Genomic DNA, 17,963 nt, shown 5'->3' with positions numbered 1-17,963 from the left:
TTGGTTGTTTCACCAGTGCACCTCGCAAATCGTGCATGACCGGCTCGGCTCGCATGCTATGTGGAAGCCACTTCGCCGAGCCGGTCTCCATAAACGCCGGCGGTCAAGGCACAGAACGATACCTGCGCCTTGACGCTTGATCAGCGCCGCCGCCATCAACTCGGAATATCAGGAACAGCCGGTGGTAGTTCCGCACGTGTCGCATTTCAGACAGGTCCCATTCCGCACCATCGTGAAGTTGTGGCACTCGGTGCACTGGTCGCCCGTATAGCCTTTCATCTGGGCCTCGGCCCGGAGCAGGCCGGCATCCTTTGATGGCGGCGGGCTTGGGATGGGGTTCAGTTCGGCGGCGGGGAAGGCCGCCGGGGCGAGTTGGGTGTCCTGCTTGAGGGCGGTGGCGGAGCGGAGAGCCGTTACCGTCGAGGTCTGCATGGCCTGGACCGGGTTGACCATCTGGGCATCGCCCGAGACGATCATCAGGTTCTTGTTGGCCACGCGGCCGCGGGTCATGCCGCGGGAGACAAAGCGCTCGGCGGGCACCGGGGCAGGGGCGGACGCCACGGGGCGCGCTCCCTTGTCCTCGGCAACGCCCTTGCCGAGCGAAGTCGGGCTGTCCGGATTGACATGGGCCAGGTCATCCCGGTCGAGATAGGATACGGCCAGTTCGCGGAACACATAGTCGAGAATGGACGTCGCGTTCTTGATGCGGTCATTGCCCATGACCATGCCGGCCGGCTCGAAGCGGGTGAAGGTGAAGGCCTCCACGAATTCGTCCAGCGGCACGCCATATTGCAGGCCGATCGAGATGGCGATGGCGAAATTGTTCATCATGGCGCGGAAGGCAGCGCCTTCCTTGTGCATGTCGATGAAGATTTCGCCCAGGCGACCATCGGCATATTCGCCGGTATGGACATAGACCTTGTGACCGCCCACGACCGCCTTCTGGGTATAACCCTTGCGGCGATCGGGCATCTTCTCGCGGGAGCGGATTTCCACTTCGCGCTCGATGATGCGCTCGACGATCTTTTCGGCGATGGCCGGCACGCGGGCATCGGCATTCATGGCGACAAGGTTTTCGACCGCGTCTTCGTCCTCATCGTCGTCGGCCGCGGCCAGAACCGAGGAATTGAGCGGCTGGCTGAGCTTGGAGCCGTCGCGATAGAGCGCATTGGCCTTGAGCGCCAGGCGCCAGGATAGCATGTAGGCTTCCTTGGCTTCCTCGACGGTGGCGTCATTGGGCATGTTGATGGTCTTGGAGATGGCACCCGAAATGAAGGGCTGCGCGGCCGCCATCATCAGGATGTGGCTCTCGACCGAGAGGTAGCGCTTGCCGATCTTGCCGCAGGGGGTGGCGCAATCGAAGACGGGCAGATGCTCTTCGCTGAGATGGGGCGCGCCTTCCAGCGTCATGGCGCCCACGACGTGGAGATTGGCGGCCTCGATATCCTTCCGGCTGAAGCCCAGGAACGGCAGCAGCTCGAAGGAGAAGTCGTTCATCTGCTCGTCGGTGACGCCCAAAGACTTCAGGAAATCAACGCCCAGCGTCCACTGGTTGAAGACGAACTTGATGTCGAAGGCCGAAGCCATGCCCTTGTTGAGGGCTTCGATCTTGTCGTCGGTAAAGCCCTTGGTGCGCAGGGTCGCCGGATTGACGCCCGGCGCCTGGTTGAGATTGCCATGGCCGACCGCATAGGCCTCCATTTCGGCAATCTGGCTTTCCGAATAGCCCAAAGTGCGCAAGGCCGGCGGCACGGCGCGGTTGATGATCTTGAAGTAACCGCCACCGGCGAGCTTCTTGAACTTCACCAGCGCGAAATCGGGCTCGATGCCGGTCGTGTCGCAATCCATCACCAGGCCGATCGTGCCGGTCGGGGCGATCACCGAGACCTGCGCATTGCGATAGCCATGCTGCTCGCCGAGGGCCAGGGCATTGTCCCAGGCCACCTTGGCGCGCTCGGAAAGGTTGGTGTCGATCAGGTTGGCATGGTCGAGCGGGACCGGGTTGATCGAGAGCGAGTCATAGCCCTCGGCATTGCCGTGCGCGGCATTGCGGTGGTTGCGGATGACGCGCAGCATATGCTTGGCATTGCGCTTGTAATCCTTGAAGGGCCCCAGTTCCTTGGCCATTTCGGCCGAGGTGGCATAGGAAACGCCGGTCAGGATGGCAGTGATCGCGCCGGCAATGGCGCGGCCTTCGGCCGAGTCATAGGGAATGCCCGAGGTCATCAGCAACCCGCCGATATTGGCGTAGCCGATGCCCAGCGTGCGGTATTCGAACGAGCGTTCGGCAATGGCGCGCGACGGGAACTGCGCCATCATGACCGAGATTTCGAGCACGATGGTCCAGAGGCGGACGGTATGCTCATAGGCCGAGGTGTTGAACGAGCCATCGGCATTGCGATAGGGCAGCAGGTTCACCGAGGCCAGGTTGCAGGCCGTGTCGTCGAGGAACATGTATTCCGAGCAGGGGTTCGACGCGTTGATCGGACCGGCCGCCGGGGAGGTATGCCACTCGTTGATGGTGGTATGATACTGGATGCCGGGATCGGCCGAGGCCCAGGCGGCATAGCCGACCTGTTCCCAGAGATCGCGGGCCTTCAGCGTCTTGGTGACCTTGCCGGACTGGCGGGCCTTCAGGTCCCAGTCGCCATCGGCTTCCACGGCGCGCAGGAAATCATCGCTCACGCGGACCGAATTGTTGGAATTCTGGCCGGAAACGGTGAGATAGGCCTCGCTGTCCCAATCGGTGTCGTAGACCGGGAATTCGATATCGGTATAGCCCTGCTTGGCGAACTGGATGACGCGGTAGATGTAATTCTCCGGCACCAGCGCCTTCTTGGCGGCGCGCACTTCGCGCTTGAGGGCCGGGTTCTTGGCCACGTCGAAGCAATCGTCGCCGCTGCCTTCGCAGTTCACGGCGGCCTTCATGATGGCCTTGAGGTGCTTGGAAACGACCTTGGAGCCGGTCACGAGCGCCGCGACCTTCTGCTCTTCCTTGACCTTCCAGTTGATATATTCCTCGATATCGGGGTGATCGATATCGAGCACCACCATCTTGGCGGCGCGGCGCGTGGTGCCGCCCGACTTGATGGCGCCGGCAGCCCGGTCGCCGATCTTGAGGAAGCTCATCAGACCCGATGACTTGCCGCCGCCCGAGAGCTTTTCGCCCGAGCCGCGCAGGGCCGAGAAATTGGTGCCGGTGCCCGAGCCATATTTGAACAGACGCGCCTCGCGGACCCAGAGGTCCATGATGCCGTTTTCGTTCACCAGGTCGTCATTGACCGACTGGATGAAGCAGGCATGGGGCTGCGGATGCTCATAGGAGCTCTTGGAGCTGACCAGCTTGTGGGTGAAAGGGTCGACATAGAAATGGCCCTGGCCGGGGCCGTCGATGCCATAGGCCCAATGCAGGCCGGTGTTGAACCACTGGGGAGAGTTCGGGGCAACGCGCTGGGTGGCGAGCATATAGGCGAGTTCGTCGAAGAAGGTGCGCGCATCTTCTTCCGAGTCGAAATAGCCGCCCTTCCAGCCCCAGTAGGTCCAGGTGCCGGCGAGACGGTCGAAGACCTGACGGCTGTCCATTTCCGAGCCATAGCGCTCGGCCTCGGGGAGCTTGGCCAGCGCCTTTTCGTCGGGAACGGAACGCCACAGCCAGGAGGGAACGGAGTTCTCCTCGACCTTCTTGAGCACCTTGGCGACGCCGGCCTTGCGGAAATATTTCTGCGCGATGATGTCGGCCGCCACCTGGCTCCAGGCGGCGGGGACGGCGATATCCTCAAGCTTGAAGACCACCGAACCATCGGGATTGCGGATCTCGCTCGTCGCCGAGCGGAATTCGATGGACGCGTAGCGGTCTTCGTTTGCTGTCGTGAACCGGCGTTCAATGCGCATAGTCGTCGTATTCCCCAATGTAACGAGCACACGAGTGCCCGCGAGCCGAAACCCGGCTTCTCACCCAAATCTTTGTTTGACGCTTCACCAACCGAGCCCGGAGGCGGGCTCGAGAAATTTGCCTGTCGCCCAGATGTGGCGCCGGTCTTTTGCCAGCGCTCCTACCCAGGGCCTGCCCGCTACAACAACTGTACCGGACCGTCGAAAACATTCCTCCGATTCAAGCCGCGCGTCAACGCAACAAATCACAAGGTCTAGTGGTGCGGGTACGGAACAAAACAACCACTAGTAGGGGTAATATGTGAATTGTGGGGACAAACTGCAAGGAAATCGGTGGGTTTGGCGCCGCCATTTGAGGCTTTTTCGAAGCTGCTGTCACAGACGAATTTCAAGCCGAGGACTCTCCGCTAAAGCCACGAGATTCCTTGCTGTTCGCGCGGCGCCTCTCGCCGTTTACGACTGGTTTACCATGCCTGCGAAAGGCAGAATCGAGCATCCAAAAAGCTGTCAAGCGCAGAAATTTTGACGAATTTGCGTCAGGACCAAATGGACACCAGCGCTTGTGGGTCAGTCCAGCGCCCGCACACCAGAGCGTTGGGCCTGCCAGACCCAGAAGGCCACCGGCAGCATAAGCAGGCCTGCCCAGCCATAGGCGGGCAGGATGCCGACATATTCGGCCAGCAGGCCAAAGCCGAAGGTGATGAGAATGCCGGTGACATTCTGCGCCACGGACAAAGCCGAGGTGGTGGTGGCCCGGCTGCGACCCTCGATCAGCCGCTGGAAGCGGGCTTCGGAGAGCACCGTTGCCGGCACCACCAGCAGATAGGCCAGTTCCAGCACCAGCACATAGGCCGGATGCGTGCCGAAAGAGGCGACGAACAGCAGCAGCCCGCCCACCAGCGGCAGCGCCCAGGCAAGAGCAGGGTGGCGGGCGAGTCGGTGCGCCAGCGTACTGGCCAGGGCAAAGGCCCCCAGAATCGCCGCCCCGACCACGCCGAACAGCCAGATCGGCAGGCCGACGGCGAGATAATAGAGCTGGTCGAACTCTTCGAGCACCTCAAACAGGATAAGGCCCACGGCGATATAGAGCGTGACGAAGCGCAGTTCGGGCAGGGTGCGGAATTCCCGGAATGCGATGTGGAAGTTTTCCAGGTAGCTCGGCCGCACCTCGGCTTCAGCCTCGGCCTCCTGGCGTGAGTCGCGCAGGGTGAGCGCCAGCAGCGCACAGAGCAGCAGCGGCGGGATGGAGAGCCAGACCGTCACTTCCATACCGTTGGCGGCGGCAACGAATCCACCCAGCAGGGTGCCGGCAGCAATGCCCAGCGATTCGGCAGCCGTAGCGCGGCCATTGACCTTGTCGTAATCGACAGTGCGGCCCTCGGCTTCGAGCCGTTCATAGACCAGCGCCTCGCCGGTGCCTGATATCAGTGCCTGGCCGACGCTCCAGCACAGGAAGCCCAGCCCGTAGAGCCAGACATTGCCATCGGCCATGCCCCAGCAGACGAAGGTGAAGAGCTTGGCCAAGGGCGCAGCGACCAGCAACCAGCGGCGGTCGAAGCGGTCGGACAGGGCGCCCGACGGCAATTCGAGCACGATGGCCGAAAGCGACCAGAAGGCGAGCAAGGCGCCGATCTGGGTGAAGCTGAGCCCACGGAGTTCGAACAGGGCCGTATAGATGGCGTAGCAGAGGATGAAGTCGAACAGGAACAGATAGGCGTAGTAGCAACCCAGGAAGCGGCGGAGATTCATGATGTCCCGCCAAGGGTTTGCGCCAGGAGCCTCGCAAGTCGCTCCCGCGTGGCGGCATCGGAAGGCGCCTGGTTGCCGTTGAACGCCATGCCGTGCTCCGACATGAAATCGAGCAGGAATACCGCGACATAGAAGGCAAAGACCGCATCGTCCGGCAGTCCCATGCGCTGCATCCAGGGCTCGACATAATCCAGTGGCCCGGCGCCGAAGGCGAGCAGAGCCGCCTTGGTCAGCGCCACGGCATAGCGCGGATCGCCGAAACACAGATCATCCACGTCCACGATGCCGGAAAAGTCGCCGGTCTCGGTGACGATCACGTTCTTGGTGGTCGTGTCGTGCAGGAAGGGCATCGGCGGCAGGGCGTCGAGGGCGGCGCGATATGCCGCGAAACGCGCCAGCACGCCCGCGGCGGCGTTGGCCGGGAAGAGTCCATTGGCGGTGATGCGGCGCACCGAGCGGTCAATATGAGCCGCGACGACGTCGCTCCAGCTTTGATGCGGCGCAGCTTCCGCACGGGCGGCATAGCCAAAGCCGATACCCGGCCCGAGCCGTGCGGTGGCCATCTGCGCATCGGCGACCGCATGGGCGATCGCGGTGAGCCTCGCCGGCGGCAGGCCCGCCATCACATGGCCCAGATCGGTCCCGTTCAGGCGGGCCATGATGACGAAGGGCATGTCTTCCGCCGTGCCGTCGACCATGATCCGCGGCAGGGGCACACCCAGTGGCGTCAACCGCTGCCAGAGCGCGAGGCTTTCGGCCAGCGCTGTGCCCTGGCTGGGGCGGCCGATGCGCAGCACGACATTCTCCGCGCCCTGGCGCACGTCATAGACGAAGAAGGCAATGCCGGTGGTGAAGCGCCGCAGATCGGGCGCGCGCCAGCCCAGTCGCTCGCGCACGATTCTCGTGGCGATGTCCTCCGTGGGAGTCGGCTCATCGGCTGGGTTCTGGCCTGACATGGCGGCATCAGACCTCAGCACCGCCGCGATGTCGAGCCAAGCCGCCAATTCGGTCTAGGCTCCGTCCGCCACCCATGTTACACCGCCTCAACTCGCATATCTCGACGGCGGAATCGACACGTGGCCCAATCCGGTATCAAGCAGTTCCTCACTGAAATCTTCTCCTGGTGGAGCGGCCAGACCTGGGGCACGCGACTGTGGATCTGGCGCTTCGGCGACTATGTCGGCAGCGACGAATTCGGCAACAAATACTACCAGGACCGCAAGGCCGACCGACGCTATGTGACCTATGGCGGCGGCTATGCTGATGCCTCGGCCATTCCGCCCGGCTGGCATGGCTGGATGCATCACCGCACCGATATCGTACCAAGCGATGCCAAATATGCCGCCCGCCCCTGGGAAAAGCCGCATGAGGCCAACCTGACCGGCACGGCCGCAGCCTATCGCCCCGATGGCAGCCTGCTCAACAAGGGCGAGCGCCCGCGCGTGACCGGTGACTACGACGCCTGGTCGCCCGAATAAGGACCGCGGCGCCTTGCAGCCGCGCTTCCGGCACATATTGATATTGGCCAAGGCGCTGGCGGTTTCGCTGGCGCTATCCTGCCTTGTTGCGCCCGCTTTGGCGCAGCCCATCGCCAATCCGGTGGCGACCTTTGCCGGCCTCGACAAGATCACCGGCCGCATTACCCGTTTCGACGTCTATATCAACGAAACCGTGCTGTTCGGCGCGCTCGAGATCACCCCGCGCGCCTGCTACAACCGCCCTTCGACCGAGACACAGCGGGTCTCGGCCTTTCTCGAAGTCGACCAGCGCAGCCTGACCGGTGTATCCAGACGCATCTTCACCGGCTGGATGTTTGCCGACAGCCCCGCGCTCAACGCGGTGGACCACGCCATCTATGACGTGTGGCTGATCGAGTGCAAAACCAGCACGGATGTGCCGCCGCCCGACGCGCGATAAATTCTGCACCACCTGTCGGCGTGCCGCCGTCCTGCCCGTCCTTGACCTCGGGATAATGCCGAGGAGGGGACCCATGTTGCTCAAGGACAGGACCGCCGTGGTCTATGGCGGCAGCGGTGCCGTAGGCGGTGCCGTGGCCAGGGCCTTTGCCCGCGAAGGGGCTCGTGTTTTTCTGGCTGCACGCGGCCGGGAAGGCCTGGAGGCCGTGGCCGAAGATATTCGCCGCGCCGGCGGGCGGGCCGACATAGCCCCGGTCGACGCCACCGACCAGGCCGCAGTGACGGCACATCTCGCCGCCATCGTCGCCGAGGCCGGGCCGGTGCAAGCCATGTTCAACGGCGTATCATGGGACGATACCCAGGGCGAATTGCTGGCCGACATGCCGCTCGAGCGCATGCTGGCGCCGGTGCGCACGGCGCTGACCACCTGGTTCCATACCGGCACGACCGTCGCCCGGCATATGGGCGAGAATGGCGGCGGGGTGATCCTCGGCATTACCGCCAATGTCGCGCGCTGGCCGCAGCCCTATCTGGGCGGATTTGGCGTCACCTGCGCCGCGGTGGAGAATTATCTGCGCCAGTTGGGCATGGAACACGGGCCCCAGGGCGTGCGCGTCTGCTGGGTGCGTTCGCCCGGCTCGCCGGATGCGCCCGGCGTGCGCGAGGCCTGGCAATTGCGCGCCAACGAGCTTGGCGTCACCTTTGACGAGATACACCGCGAATTTGCCAAGGATACCCCGCTGCGCCGGGTCACCGCCCTGGCCCAGGTGGCCGATGCGGCCGTGCTGCTGGCCAGCGACCTGGCCGCCGGCATGACGGCCACCATGGCAAACGCCACCGGCGGCGCTCAGATCGACTGACCTATCCGAACAGCAAAGGAACCGACGATGCTGACTCTGCCCGAAAATATCGAGCGCGAACCGCAGGCCTACGCGTATATGACCTTCACCGTCCGCATGGACCAGATGCAGCTTCCGGCGCAGGAGGGGTTTCCGGCCCTGTTCGGCTATCTGGCCGAGCTGGGGATCGAACCGGTCGGTGCCGCTTTCTACAATTATCGCCGCATCAACATGGCCGAGACGCTGGATGTCGAGGCGGGCGTTGCCGTGGCGAGGACCGGGCCCGACAGCGACCGCATCAAGTTCGGCACCCTGCCGGGCGGCCGTTTCGTTACGCTGACCTGGCACGGCCATCCCGACAAGCTGGAGCCGGTGACGGGCATGCTGATCGGCTGGCTGCGACTGACCCAGCAGCCGCTCGACATGGAAGAACGGGCCGATGGCGACCATTTCGCCTGCCGGCTGGAAATCTACCAGACCGATCCGGACGAGGAACCCGACATGGACAAGTGGGTGACCGACCTGGCCTTCAAGCTCAAGGACTAAAGCCGGTCCCAGGCGGACCAGTCGCCCCGCACGAGGAGCGCTTCGGCCAGGCGCTCCTCGTATTGCTCGCGCGGGATTTCCACGCCGCCGAGCGAGGCCAGGTGTGGCGTCACGAATTGCGTATCGAGCAGCACGAAGCCGCCGGCCCTGAGCCGCTCGACGAGATGCGCCATGGCCATCTTGCTGGCATTGGTCTTGCGGTGGAACATGGATTCCCCGAAGAAGGCGCCACCAATGGCCAGGCCATAGAGTCCGCCGACCAGTTCGTCCCCGTCCCAGACCTCCACCGTATGCGCCACGCCGCGGCGGAACAGCTCGCCATAGACCGCGCGGATGGTGTGGTTGATCCAGGTGGATTCGCGATCCGTCCCGACAGTGGCGCAGCCCTCTATGATCGCCTCGAAATCCGTATCGACGCGCACCGCGAAGCCCGACTTGCGGATCGCCTTGCGCAGGCTGGTCGAAAGATGGAAGCCATCGAGCGGGATGATGCCGCGCATTTCCGGGCTGACCCAGAACAGGTCCTCGTCTTCGGCATCCTCCGCCATGGGGAAAATGCCGGCGCGATAGGCCCGGATGATCAGTTCGGGGGTGATCTCGATATCGAAGGGGCTGGGCTTGGCCATGGCGGCTCCCGCCGAAAGGAAAGGGGCGCAATGCGCCCCTTGTCGTCTCAGACCTTGTTGGCGGCCAGGTATTTTTCCAGCCAGTGGATGTCGTAATTGCCGGCCAGGATATCCGGCTCCTTGATCAGGCGCTGGAACAGCGGCAGCGTGGTCTTGATGCCGTCGACCACGAATTCGTCGATGGCCCGGCGCAGGCGCTGCAGGCATTCGTCGCGGGTGCGGCCATAGACTATGAGCTTGCCGATCAGCGAGTCGTAATAGGGCGGAATCTTGTAGCCCTGATACACGGCGGAATCGACGCGCACGCCGACGCCGCCCGCCGGGTGATAGAAGGTGATGGTGCCCGGCGAGGGCGCGAAGGTCTGCGGGTCCTCGGCATTGATGCGCACTTCGATGGCATGGCCATAGAACTGCACGTCCTTCTGCGTCATGGACAGCTTCTCGCCCGAAGCGACGCGGATCTGCTCATAGACGATGTCGATGCCGGTGATGCGCTCGGTCACCGGATGCTCCACCTGCAGGCGGGTATTCATCTCGATGAAATAGAATTCGCCATTCTCGTACAGGAACTCGATCGTACCGGCGCCCGAATATTTGAGCTTGCGCATGGCCGCGGCGCAGATTTCGCCGATCTTGTCGCGCTCTTCCGGCTTGATGGTCGGCCCACCGGCCTCTTCCCACACCTTCTGGTGGCGGCGCTGCAACGAGCAGTCGCGCACGCCCAGATGCACGGCATTGCCCTGGCCATCGCCCAGCACCTGCACCTCGATATGGCGCGGCTTGCCCAGGTATTTTTCCATATAGACCGAGTCATTGCCGAAGGCCGCCTTGGCCTCGGAACGGGCCGTCGACCAGGCGACCAGCACGTCGGCCTCGGTCTGCGCCACCTTCATGCCGCGGCCGCCACCGCCTGCGGTGGCCTTGATCAGCACGGGATAGCCGATTTCCTTGGCCGTCTTCTTGGCGTCGGCCTCTGTCTCGACCGCCCCGGCCGAACCGGGAACCACCGGAATGCCCAGCTCGACGGCGGTCTTCTTGGCCGTGATCTTGTCGCCCATGATTTCGATATGGTGCGACGAGGGCCCGATGAAGGTCACCTTGTGCTCGGTCAGGATCTTGGCGAAGCGGGCATTCTCGGAGAGAAAGCCATAGCCCGGATGCACGGCATCGGCGCCTGTTATCTCGCAGGCGGCCATGATCGAGGGAATGTTGAGATAGCTGTCCTTGGCCGACGGTGGCCCGATGCAGACGCTTTCATCGGCCAGGCGGACATGCATGGCATTGGCATCGGCGGTGGAATGCACTGCCACGGTCTGGATGCCCAGTTCCTTGCAGGCGCGCAGGATGCGCAGGGCGATTTCGCCGCGATTGGCGATGAGGACCTTCTGGAACATGGGGTCCCCCTTACTCGATGACGACGAGCGGCTCGCCGTATTCCACCGGCTGGGCATCCTGGACGAGGATGCGCGTGACGGTGCCGGAGCGGTGCGCCGGGATCTGGTTCATCGTCTTCATCGCTTCGATGATGAGGAGGGTCTGGCCTTCGCTGACCTTGGCGCCGACTTCGACAAAGGCCGGCTTGCCGGGCTCGGGCGACCGATAGGCGGTGCCGACCATGGGGGAGGTGAGGGTGCCCGGATTGGACGACAGGTCTTCCGCAGCAGGGGCGGCAGCGGCAGGCACCGAGCCGGCCGGCGCAAGCGGAGCGGGAGCAGCCTGCGGCGCCAGATATTGCGGCGGCGGCGCGGCATAGGTCACGCCTTCATTGGCGTAGGAGCGGGTGACGCGGACCCGGAAGTCCTCCTGCTCGATCTCGATTTCGGCGAGATTTTCCTTGTTGAGCAGCTCGGCAATAGCCCTGATCAGGTCCTGATCCACTTGCGATGACTTGGTCATTCTTGTCGGTCTCCCGCGCTAGGCGCGTTGATCGTTATTTGAGTTTATCGGCGAGCGCTATCAGCGCCAGTCTATACCCGGTGACGCCAAAGCCGCAAATGACGCCAAAGGCCACTGCGGACACGAAAGAGTGGTGCCGCACCGCTTCGCGCTGGTGGATATTGGAGATGTGAACCTCCGCAACCGGCAGCCCCACGCCCTTGAGCGCGTCATGAATGGCCAGCGAAGTATGCGAATAGGCAGCCGGGTTGATGAGGATGGCATCGGCGGTGTTGCGGGCCTCCTGAATCCAGGTGACCAGCTCGCCTTCATGGTTGGACTGGCGGAAATCCACGCTGAGGCCGAATTCCGCGCCGGTCTGCCGGCACAGCGTCTCCACATCCCCGAGCGTCGCGGCGCCATAGATATCGGGCTCGCGGGTGCCGAGCATGTTGAGGTTCGGGCCGTTGAGGACGAGAACGCGTTTAGTCATGATTTTTGCCTTTTGCACCGGCCCTTCCGGCCCGCGCAAGCCCGGTTATACGAAATGCACCGAAAAGGCAAAGAACGCGGCGAAAGTGGGACTTAGCGGGAAAACTCACCCCTCGCACTGCGTCTCGCCGCAGGCCCGCATATTGGCGATACGCGCCCGCAGCTCATCCAGCCCGATCGCGCCGGGGATGATTTCATTGCCGATGATATAGGTCGGCGTTCCGGTGATATTGAGTGCCCGCGCGATCTCGTACGAGGTCTGGATGGTCTTGGCCACGGCCTCGGTGCCCATGTCCAGTTCCAGCGCCACCGGCGACAGCCCCAGATCGGAGGCGGCGGCGAGGGCCACCTGCTTGTCGACCTGGCTGCGGCTGGTGAACAGGGTTTCGTGGAAGGTCCAGTAGTCGACATCGGCATTGCCGACGAGCACGGCAATGCGGGCCGCGTCGATCGACTCGTTGGAAAGGATCGGGAATTCCTTGAGCACGATGCGCAGGTTGGGATCTTCGGCCAGCAGCGCGGCCATATCGGGCAGGGCGGCGCGGCAATAGCCGCAATTATAGTCGAAGAATTCGACCAGCGTGACATCGCCCTCGGGATTGCCGAGCACGACCTGGGCCGGATCGTTGAAAATGGCATCGCGCATCGAGGCAATAGCCGTGGTGGCCTGCTCGCGTTCCTCGGCCTGCAACGTGGTATCGAGCGCCACCGACATGCGCTGCAGGATCTTGGGATCGCTCATCAGGAAGGATTCGATCATCGGATTGAGGGTTTCCGGATCGATGCCGGCAACATCCTGCGGCGCCAGGGATGCCTCGGCCAGACGCCTGGCGTCATAGGCCGAGATGGCCTCGTCGATCAGCGCCTGCACGGCCACGGCATCGGTCTGTGGCGCCGGGCGGTTGACCACGGCATAGCCGAGAGCCCCGGCGAGAATGCCGGCAAGGGCGACAAGGGCAAGAGTGACGCGCGACATAGGACTGGTGGCTCCCCGCTGAATGCTCGACCGCCTTCTAGCAGACGCGGCACCACATTGGCACCCGGGAGTGAACACGTCCCTTCCGGCGGTATCAATTGTTGTTGAGGGACGCGGTGGAAGCGGCTAGGCGGGAAGCAGCAAGGAGTTTGCATGACCGACCAGCCCGCCACCGATGGCCTGATGCCGTTCCACGCCATGGAAATCCTCAAGCGCGCCAAGGCCATCGAGGCCACGGGCCGGACGGTGTGCCACCTGGAAGTCGGCGAGCCCGGCTCGCCCCCGGCGCCGCGCGTGATCGAGGCGGTGCGCCAGGCCCTGCCGCAGGCACAGGGCTATACCAATGCCAAGGGCCTGACCGAGCTGCGCGATGGCCTCGCCACCTATTACGCGAGCCAGCACGGCCTTGCCGTGGACTCCGATTCGATCCTCTGCACCATGGGCTCGTCGGCCGGCTTCATCATCGCCTTCCACACCGCCTTCCGTCCCGGTGCGAAAATCGCCATCACCCGGCCCGGCTACCCGGCCTATGTGAATACGCTGCTCGGGCTGGGCTTCGGCATGGTGGAAATTCTGGTCGAGGCCGCCAATGGCTGGCATCTGACCGGCGCCGACATTGCCGCCGCCCATGCCGCAGAGCCCTTCGACGGCCTGCTCTTCGCCAGCCCCGCCAACCCGACCGGCGCCAGCGTTGACAAAGCAGGGCTGGCCGATATCGTCGCCACCTGCCAACGCCTGGGCGTGCGGCTGATCTCCGACGAAATCTATCACGGCCTCGATTATCGCGGCCCATCGGTCAGTGCGCTGGAACTGACGCGTGACGCCATCGTCATCAACAGCTTCTCGAAATATTACTGCATGACCGGCTGGCGCATCGGCTGGATGGTGCTGCCCGATGATCTGGTGCGGCGCGCCGAAATCCTGCAGCAGAACCTTTTCATCTCCGCCCCGACCCTGAGCCAGATCGCGGCGACCGCGGCATTGGGCGAGCGTGATTATGCCGAGGAGCAGAAGGCCCTCTACGCCATCAACCGCGGCCTGCTCAATGACGGCCTGCGCGGTCTGGGCTTCGATATCGGCAATCCGTCCGACGGCGCTTTTTACGCCTATGCCGGCATTTCCCGCTTCTCCAACGATTCCATGCATTTCTGCGAAACGCTGCTGGACGAAGCCGGCGTCGCCGCCACGCCGGGCACCGATTTCGACCGGACGAATGGTGGCCTCTATGTGCGGTTTTCCTATGCCGGCCGCCGCGACACGATGGAGCAGGCGCTGGAGCGGATGGCCGGATTTCTGCGATAAATCGGCCCTTCACCGACAGGCATTCTTAACGCCGGAATGCTAGCCTGCAGTTTGCGCTGGTAGGATTGGGAGGTCCGCGCCATGCCCGCACCCGACCCGGGTATTCTGGCCCACTGCGTCGCCATCGTCATGGCAAGGGACGAACGCGACAGCGTGGCGCTCATGCGTCTGGCCGAAAAGCTGCGTTTCGCGGTCGTCGTCGCCGATTCCCCGGCATTGGGCCATGACCGGTTCGACCATCGGCTGGTCTTCTACCTCGTCCATTTCGACTTCGACCCGGAAGCCAGGGAGCGCCTGCTATACGAGCGTCGCCATGCCGGCTCGGTCAGCGTCAGCTTTGCGCCGGTCATCCTCTTCCTGCGCGACGCCACACCCGAGGAAGTGCTGCTCAATATCGAAATGGGCTTCGACGACGTCATCAGCGTGCCCGAGGATGGTCAGGTCATCGCCACGCGGCTCGCCGCCCAGATCGGGCAGGAGCATCTCTATATCGAGACGCGCAACTATCTGGGTCCGGACCGCTACCGCATGGACAAGCCCGGCCACCATCGCAAGCCTGCCGAGGAGCACGCCCAATTGACGATCCTGCGCACGCCGGAGGCCGGCGTACATATCGTCCGGCGGCAGGTGGTCGCCAAGCGCCGCTGAAACGAAAAGGCGGCCCGCAGGCCGCCTTCCGTTCAACTCTATTGCGGGCCTAGCCTAGCCCGAGACGGCGCTGCCACCAGCCGGCCTTCTTCTTGGGTTCGGCCGGCTCGCCTTCGGCTTCCGCCTTGGGCGCGCTTGACGATACCACAATCCCCTCGGCCGGCAGTTCCTTCCTGGCGCGACGCGGCTTGGGCGCGGCAGCAGGCGCTTCGGCGGCCGGCGCGGGCGTGGCTTGCGCGGCCGGCGCAGGCGCCTCTTCCGCGACCGATGCAGCAGGCGCCGCCTCGGCGGTTTCGGCCTTGGGCTTGCGGGCGCGCGGCTTGCGCTTGGGCTTTTCCTCGGCGGCCGGCGCGGCGGCTTCGGCCGCCTCTACGGCGGGCTCTGCCGCTGCGGGCGTGGCCTCCACGGGAGCCGCATCGACAGGCGCGGACTCGGCGGTCTCTTCGACCTTCTTGCGGCGCGTACGCTTGGGCTTTTCGACCGGCGCGGGCTCGGCCGCAGCCGGTTCGGCGGCCACGATCTCGTCCTGTGCCAGCAGTTCTTCGGCGACTTCAGAGGTTTCTGCTGTGGTCAGCTCGGCATCTCCCGCAGGCGAGGGCGCCTTTTCCACACCCTCTTCACCATCGCGGCGGTTGCGACGGCCGCCACGGCGACCACGACGGCGGCGCTTGCGTCCCTCGCCGTCGGCCTGGTCTTCCCCGGAGGGACGGGCAGGATTTTCATCCTCGTCGCCCTCGCCATCCTCGTCGCTGCCTTCGGCTTCGACATCAGGCGCCTGGGCGGCGCGCTGCTGCTGCGGACGCTGGCCGTTTTCATCGCCGCGATCGGCCCCGCCACGACGGCGGCGGCGACGACGGCGACGGCCTTCACCTTCGCCATTTTCGGCGGAGGATGCCCGTTCCTCGACGTCCTCGTCCTCGGTTTCCTCGACGATATCGTCCTCGGCGGCGTCATCGATGACAGCGCTGTCGACGCGCACATGCTCGGTGGCACGCTGCTCGGCATAGGCCATGACGCGGGCTTCGCCCTTTTCAATGGCGAACTGGTTGCCGGTCAGCTTGCCGTCGGCGGTGATGGTGATCGACAGCTGGTTGCGGATTTCCAGCGCCGTCAGCGTCTCGCGCTTGAAGTTGAGGATATAGAGCGCGACTTCCACCGGCACGCGCACATTGATCGACTGGCCCTGGCGGCGCAGCACATGATCCTCGATATGGCGCATGATCATCAGCGCGAGCGATTCAGTGGAGCGCACCAGGCCCGTGCCGTCGCAGATCGGGCACTTATGGGTGGAGCTTTCCACCACGCCGAAGCGAATGCGCTGGCGGCTCATTTCCATGAGGCCGAAATGGCTGATCCGGCCCACCTGGATGCGGGCGCGGTCGTCCTTCAGGCAATCCTTGAGCTTGCGCTCGACCGCGCGATTGCTGCGGTTCTCCATCATGTCGATGAAGTCGATGACGATGAGGCCGGCCAGGTCGCGCAGGCGGAGCTGGCGGCTGACTTCCTCGGCGGCTTCCAGATTGGTCTGGAGCGCCGTGTCCTCGATATTGTGCTCCTTGGTGGAGCGGCCCGAATTCACGTCGATGGAAACGAGCGCTTCGGTCGGGTTGATGACGATATAGCCGCCGGAGGGCAAGGTGACCGTCGGCGAGAACATCTGATCGAGCTGCGCCTCGATGTTGTACTTGCTGAACAGCGGCTGGTCTTCGAGGTAGGGCTTCACGTTCTTGGCGTGGGACGGCATGATCATCTTCATGAAGTCCTTGGCCTCGCGATAGGCGTTGTCGCCCGCCACGAACACCTCGTCGATATCCTTGTTGTAGAGGTCGCGAATGGTGCGCTTGATCAGCGAGCCTTCCTCATAGACCAGGCATGGCGCCTGGCTCTTGAGCGTCAGCGAGCGCACGCTCTCCCACAGCCGCATCAGATATTCGAAATCGCGCTTCACCTCGGCCTTGGTGCGCGAAGCGCCGGCCGTGCGCAGGATGACGCCCATGCCCTGCGGCACTTCGAGATCGCTGGTGATTTCCTTGAGGCGCTTGCGGTCGGCAGCGTTTGTAATCTTGCGGGAGATTCCGCCGCCACGGGCGGTGTTGGGCATCAGCACGGAATAGCGGCCGGCCAGCGACAGATAGGTGGTGAGAGCCGCGCCCTTGTTGCCGCGCTCTTCCTTGACCACCTGCACCAGCATCACCTGCCGGCGCTTGATGACTTCCTGGATCTTGTAGTGACGGCGATTGTTGCTGGAACGGCGACGCTCCGGCACTTCCTCGAGCGCGTCGGCGCCACCGATCGATTCCACCGGCTCGGAATTGGCCGGCGCCTGCTCGATATGGCTGGCGTCCTCGGTCTCCTGCGGATCGGCTTCGGCATCCGGCTCGGTCACGCCCTCGGGGAGGGAGATGTTCTCGTCGGCTTCGTCGTGATGGTCGTCCTCGGCCTCTTCATCGCGCAGCAGGGCTTCGCGGTCGGCCACGGGGATCTGGTAATAGTCGGGGTGGATTTCGCTAAAGGCGAGGAAGCCGTGGCGATTGCCGCCATATTCCACGAACGCGGCCTGCAGTGACGGCTCAACGCGCGTGACCTTGGCGAGGTAGATATTTCCCCGCAACTGGCGGCGGGACGCCGATTCGAAGTCGAATTCGTCGAGCCTGTTACCCGATGTGACGACAATCCGTGTTTCTTCCGGGTGGATGGCATCCACCAGCATTCTCTTGGTAGCCATAATGAACTCCGCGCGCTCGCGCGCCGACAAGAGGGCGCCGGATAGCCGGAGTCCTTCTCGTGGCGCTGTGCGAGGCGAATGGTTTGGGGTGTATGGCGCGCAGAAGCTCTGCCTTGAACGCGCCGATATGTGTGGTCACGGCCGAAAGATGCAGCGTGGCAAAACGGCAATCGGCAAATTCGATCGCGTCGCGTTTTGTCCGCCTGCGGGCCATCTGACCTCTTCCTATTGGGCCGCCTCGCATCCGGGGATGAATGGCAGCCGTCCGGCCCGGTGGGCCGAAATTCGTAGCGAAGCGCAGGATTTGCCGCTTCTGAACCAGCCTTCGGGATTTCTCTTCGTTCCCTTGGGCCGGCCACTTCCTGGCACCGCTGTCGT

The 17,963-nt window shown here is 63.9% G+C and carries 15 protein-coding genes; 6 read left to right on the top strand and 9 right to left on the bottom strand.

What is annotated here, in order from left to right:
• Positions 1-168: 168 nt before the first annotated feature.
• The 3 genes from NVV79_RS15535 to NVV79_RS15525 form a co-directional block, all read right to left on the bottom strand.
• Positions 169-3,891 carry a vitamin B12-dependent ribonucleotide reductase gene (locus NVV79_RS15535; RefSeq protein ID WP_303991287.1) on the bottom strand — a complete coding sequence of 1,241 codons (3,723 nt, stop codon included), beginning with the start codon at positions 3,889-3,891 and terminating at the stop codon, positions 169-171.
• Positions 3,892-4,458: 567 nt separating this feature from the next.
• Entirely contained in the window at positions 4,459-5,640 is a 1,182-nt protein-coding gene (locus NVV79_RS15530; RefSeq protein WP_303991286.1) for an MFS transporter, read from the bottom strand.
• Positions 5,637-6,644, bottom strand: coding sequence for a phosphotransferase family protein (locus NVV79_RS15525; RefSeq protein WP_303991285.1), 1,008 nt, complete (start codon positions 6,642-6,644; stop codon positions 5,637-5,639). Before NVV79_RS15525 ends, NVV79_RS15530 begins: the two co-directional genes overlap by 4 nt.
• A gap of 87 nt (positions 6,645-6,731) precedes the next feature.
• Here NVV79_RS15525 and NVV79_RS15520 point away from each other — a divergent pair, with 87 nt between their 5' ends.
• The 4 genes from NVV79_RS15520 to NVV79_RS15505 all read left to right on the top strand — a co-directional run bounded on the left by NVV79_RS15520 (position 6,732) and on the right by NVV79_RS15505 (position 8,941).
• The gene (locus tag NVV79_RS15520) at positions 6,732-7,118 is read left to right on the top strand and encodes an NADH:ubiquinone oxidoreductase subunit NDUFA12 (RefSeq protein WP_303992706.1); all 387 of its coding nucleotides are present in this window, start codon (positions 6,732-6,734) and stop codon (positions 7,116-7,118) included.
• 13 nt (positions 7,119-7,131) lie between these two features.
• Positions 7,132-7,557, top strand: coding sequence for a DUF2155 domain-containing protein (locus tag NVV79_RS15515; RefSeq protein ID WP_303991284.1), 426 nt, complete (start codon positions 7,132-7,134; stop codon positions 7,555-7,557).
• 73 nt (positions 7,558-7,630) lie between these two features.
• Positions 7,631-8,416: an SDR family NAD(P)-dependent oxidoreductase gene (locus tag NVV79_RS15510; RefSeq protein ID WP_303991283.1), complete on the top strand. Its 786-nt coding sequence runs from the start codon at positions 7,631-7,633 to the stop codon at positions 8,414-8,416.
• 27 nt (positions 8,417-8,443) lie between these two features.
• Positions 8,444-8,941, top strand: a complete 498-nt coding sequence (locus tag NVV79_RS15505) for a GyrI-like domain-containing protein (RefSeq protein ID WP_303991282.1) — start codon at positions 8,444-8,446, stop codon at positions 8,939-8,941.
• Here the strand turns inward: NVV79_RS15505 and aat are convergent.
• From aat to NVV79_RS15480, 5 genes are all read right to left on the bottom strand, one after another.
• The gene (gene aat / locus NVV79_RS15500; protein ID WP_303991281.1) at positions 8,938-9,567 is read right to left on the bottom strand and encodes a leucyl/phenylalanyl-tRNA--protein transferase; all 630 of its coding nucleotides are present in this window, start codon (positions 9,565-9,567) and stop codon (positions 8,938-8,940) included. The two genes, NVV79_RS15505 and aat, sit on opposite strands and share 4 nt — an antisense overlap.
• Before the next feature lie 47 nt (positions 9,568-9,614).
• On the bottom strand, positions 9,615-10,961 hold the full coding sequence (gene accC / locus NVV79_RS15495) for an acetyl-CoA carboxylase biotin carboxylase subunit (protein ID WP_303991280.1): 1,347 nt from the start codon (positions 10,959-10,961) through the stop codon (positions 9,615-9,617).
• A gap of 10 nt (positions 10,962-10,971) precedes the next feature.
• The gene (gene accB / locus NVV79_RS15490; RefSeq protein ID WP_303991279.1) at positions 10,972-11,463 is read right to left on the bottom strand and encodes an acetyl-CoA carboxylase biotin carboxyl carrier protein; all 492 of its coding nucleotides are present in this window, start codon (positions 11,461-11,463) and stop codon (positions 10,972-10,974) included.
• A gap of 34 nt (positions 11,464-11,497) precedes the next feature.
• Positions 11,498-11,935, bottom strand: coding sequence for a type II 3-dehydroquinate dehydratase (aroQ, locus tag NVV79_RS15485; protein ID WP_303991278.1), 438 nt, complete (start codon positions 11,933-11,935; stop codon positions 11,498-11,500).
• A 105-nt stretch (positions 11,936-12,040) separates the two neighbouring features.
• The gene (locus NVV79_RS15480; protein WP_303991277.1) at positions 12,041-12,910 is read right to left on the bottom strand and encodes a DsbA family protein; all 870 of its coding nucleotides are present in this window, start codon (positions 12,908-12,910) and stop codon (positions 12,041-12,043) included.
• Positions 12,911-13,063: 153 nt separating this feature from the next.
• Here NVV79_RS15480 and NVV79_RS15475 point away from each other — a divergent pair, with 153 nt between their 5' ends.
• A complete protein-coding gene (locus tag NVV79_RS15475) occupies positions 13,064-14,212 on the top strand; it encodes a pyridoxal phosphate-dependent aminotransferase (protein ID WP_303991276.1) in 1,149 nt (382 codons plus the stop codon).
• An 81-nt stretch (positions 14,213-14,293) separates the two neighbouring features.
• Positions 14,294-14,860 (top strand): hypothetical protein, encoded by a 567-nt coding sequence (locus tag NVV79_RS15470; RefSeq protein ID WP_303991275.1) that lies wholly within the window; start codon positions 14,294-14,296, stop codon positions 14,858-14,860.
• Between the two features lie 49 nt (positions 14,861-14,909).
• Here the strand turns inward: NVV79_RS15470 and NVV79_RS15465 are convergent, their stop codons facing one another.
• A complete protein-coding gene (locus NVV79_RS15465) occupies positions 14,910-17,585 on the bottom strand; it encodes a ribonuclease E/G (RefSeq protein WP_303991274.1) in 2,676 nt (891 codons plus the stop codon).
• Between the last annotated feature and the right edge of the window lie 378 nt (positions 17,586-17,963).

The sequence above is a fragment of the Devosia ginsengisoli genome, assembly GCF_024707105.1.
Taxonomy (GTDB): Bacteria; Pseudomonadota; Alphaproteobacteria; order Rhizobiales; family Devosiaceae; genus Devosia; species Devosia ginsengisoli_A.
This window is presented reverse-complemented; position numbering and strand designations above follow the sequence as displayed.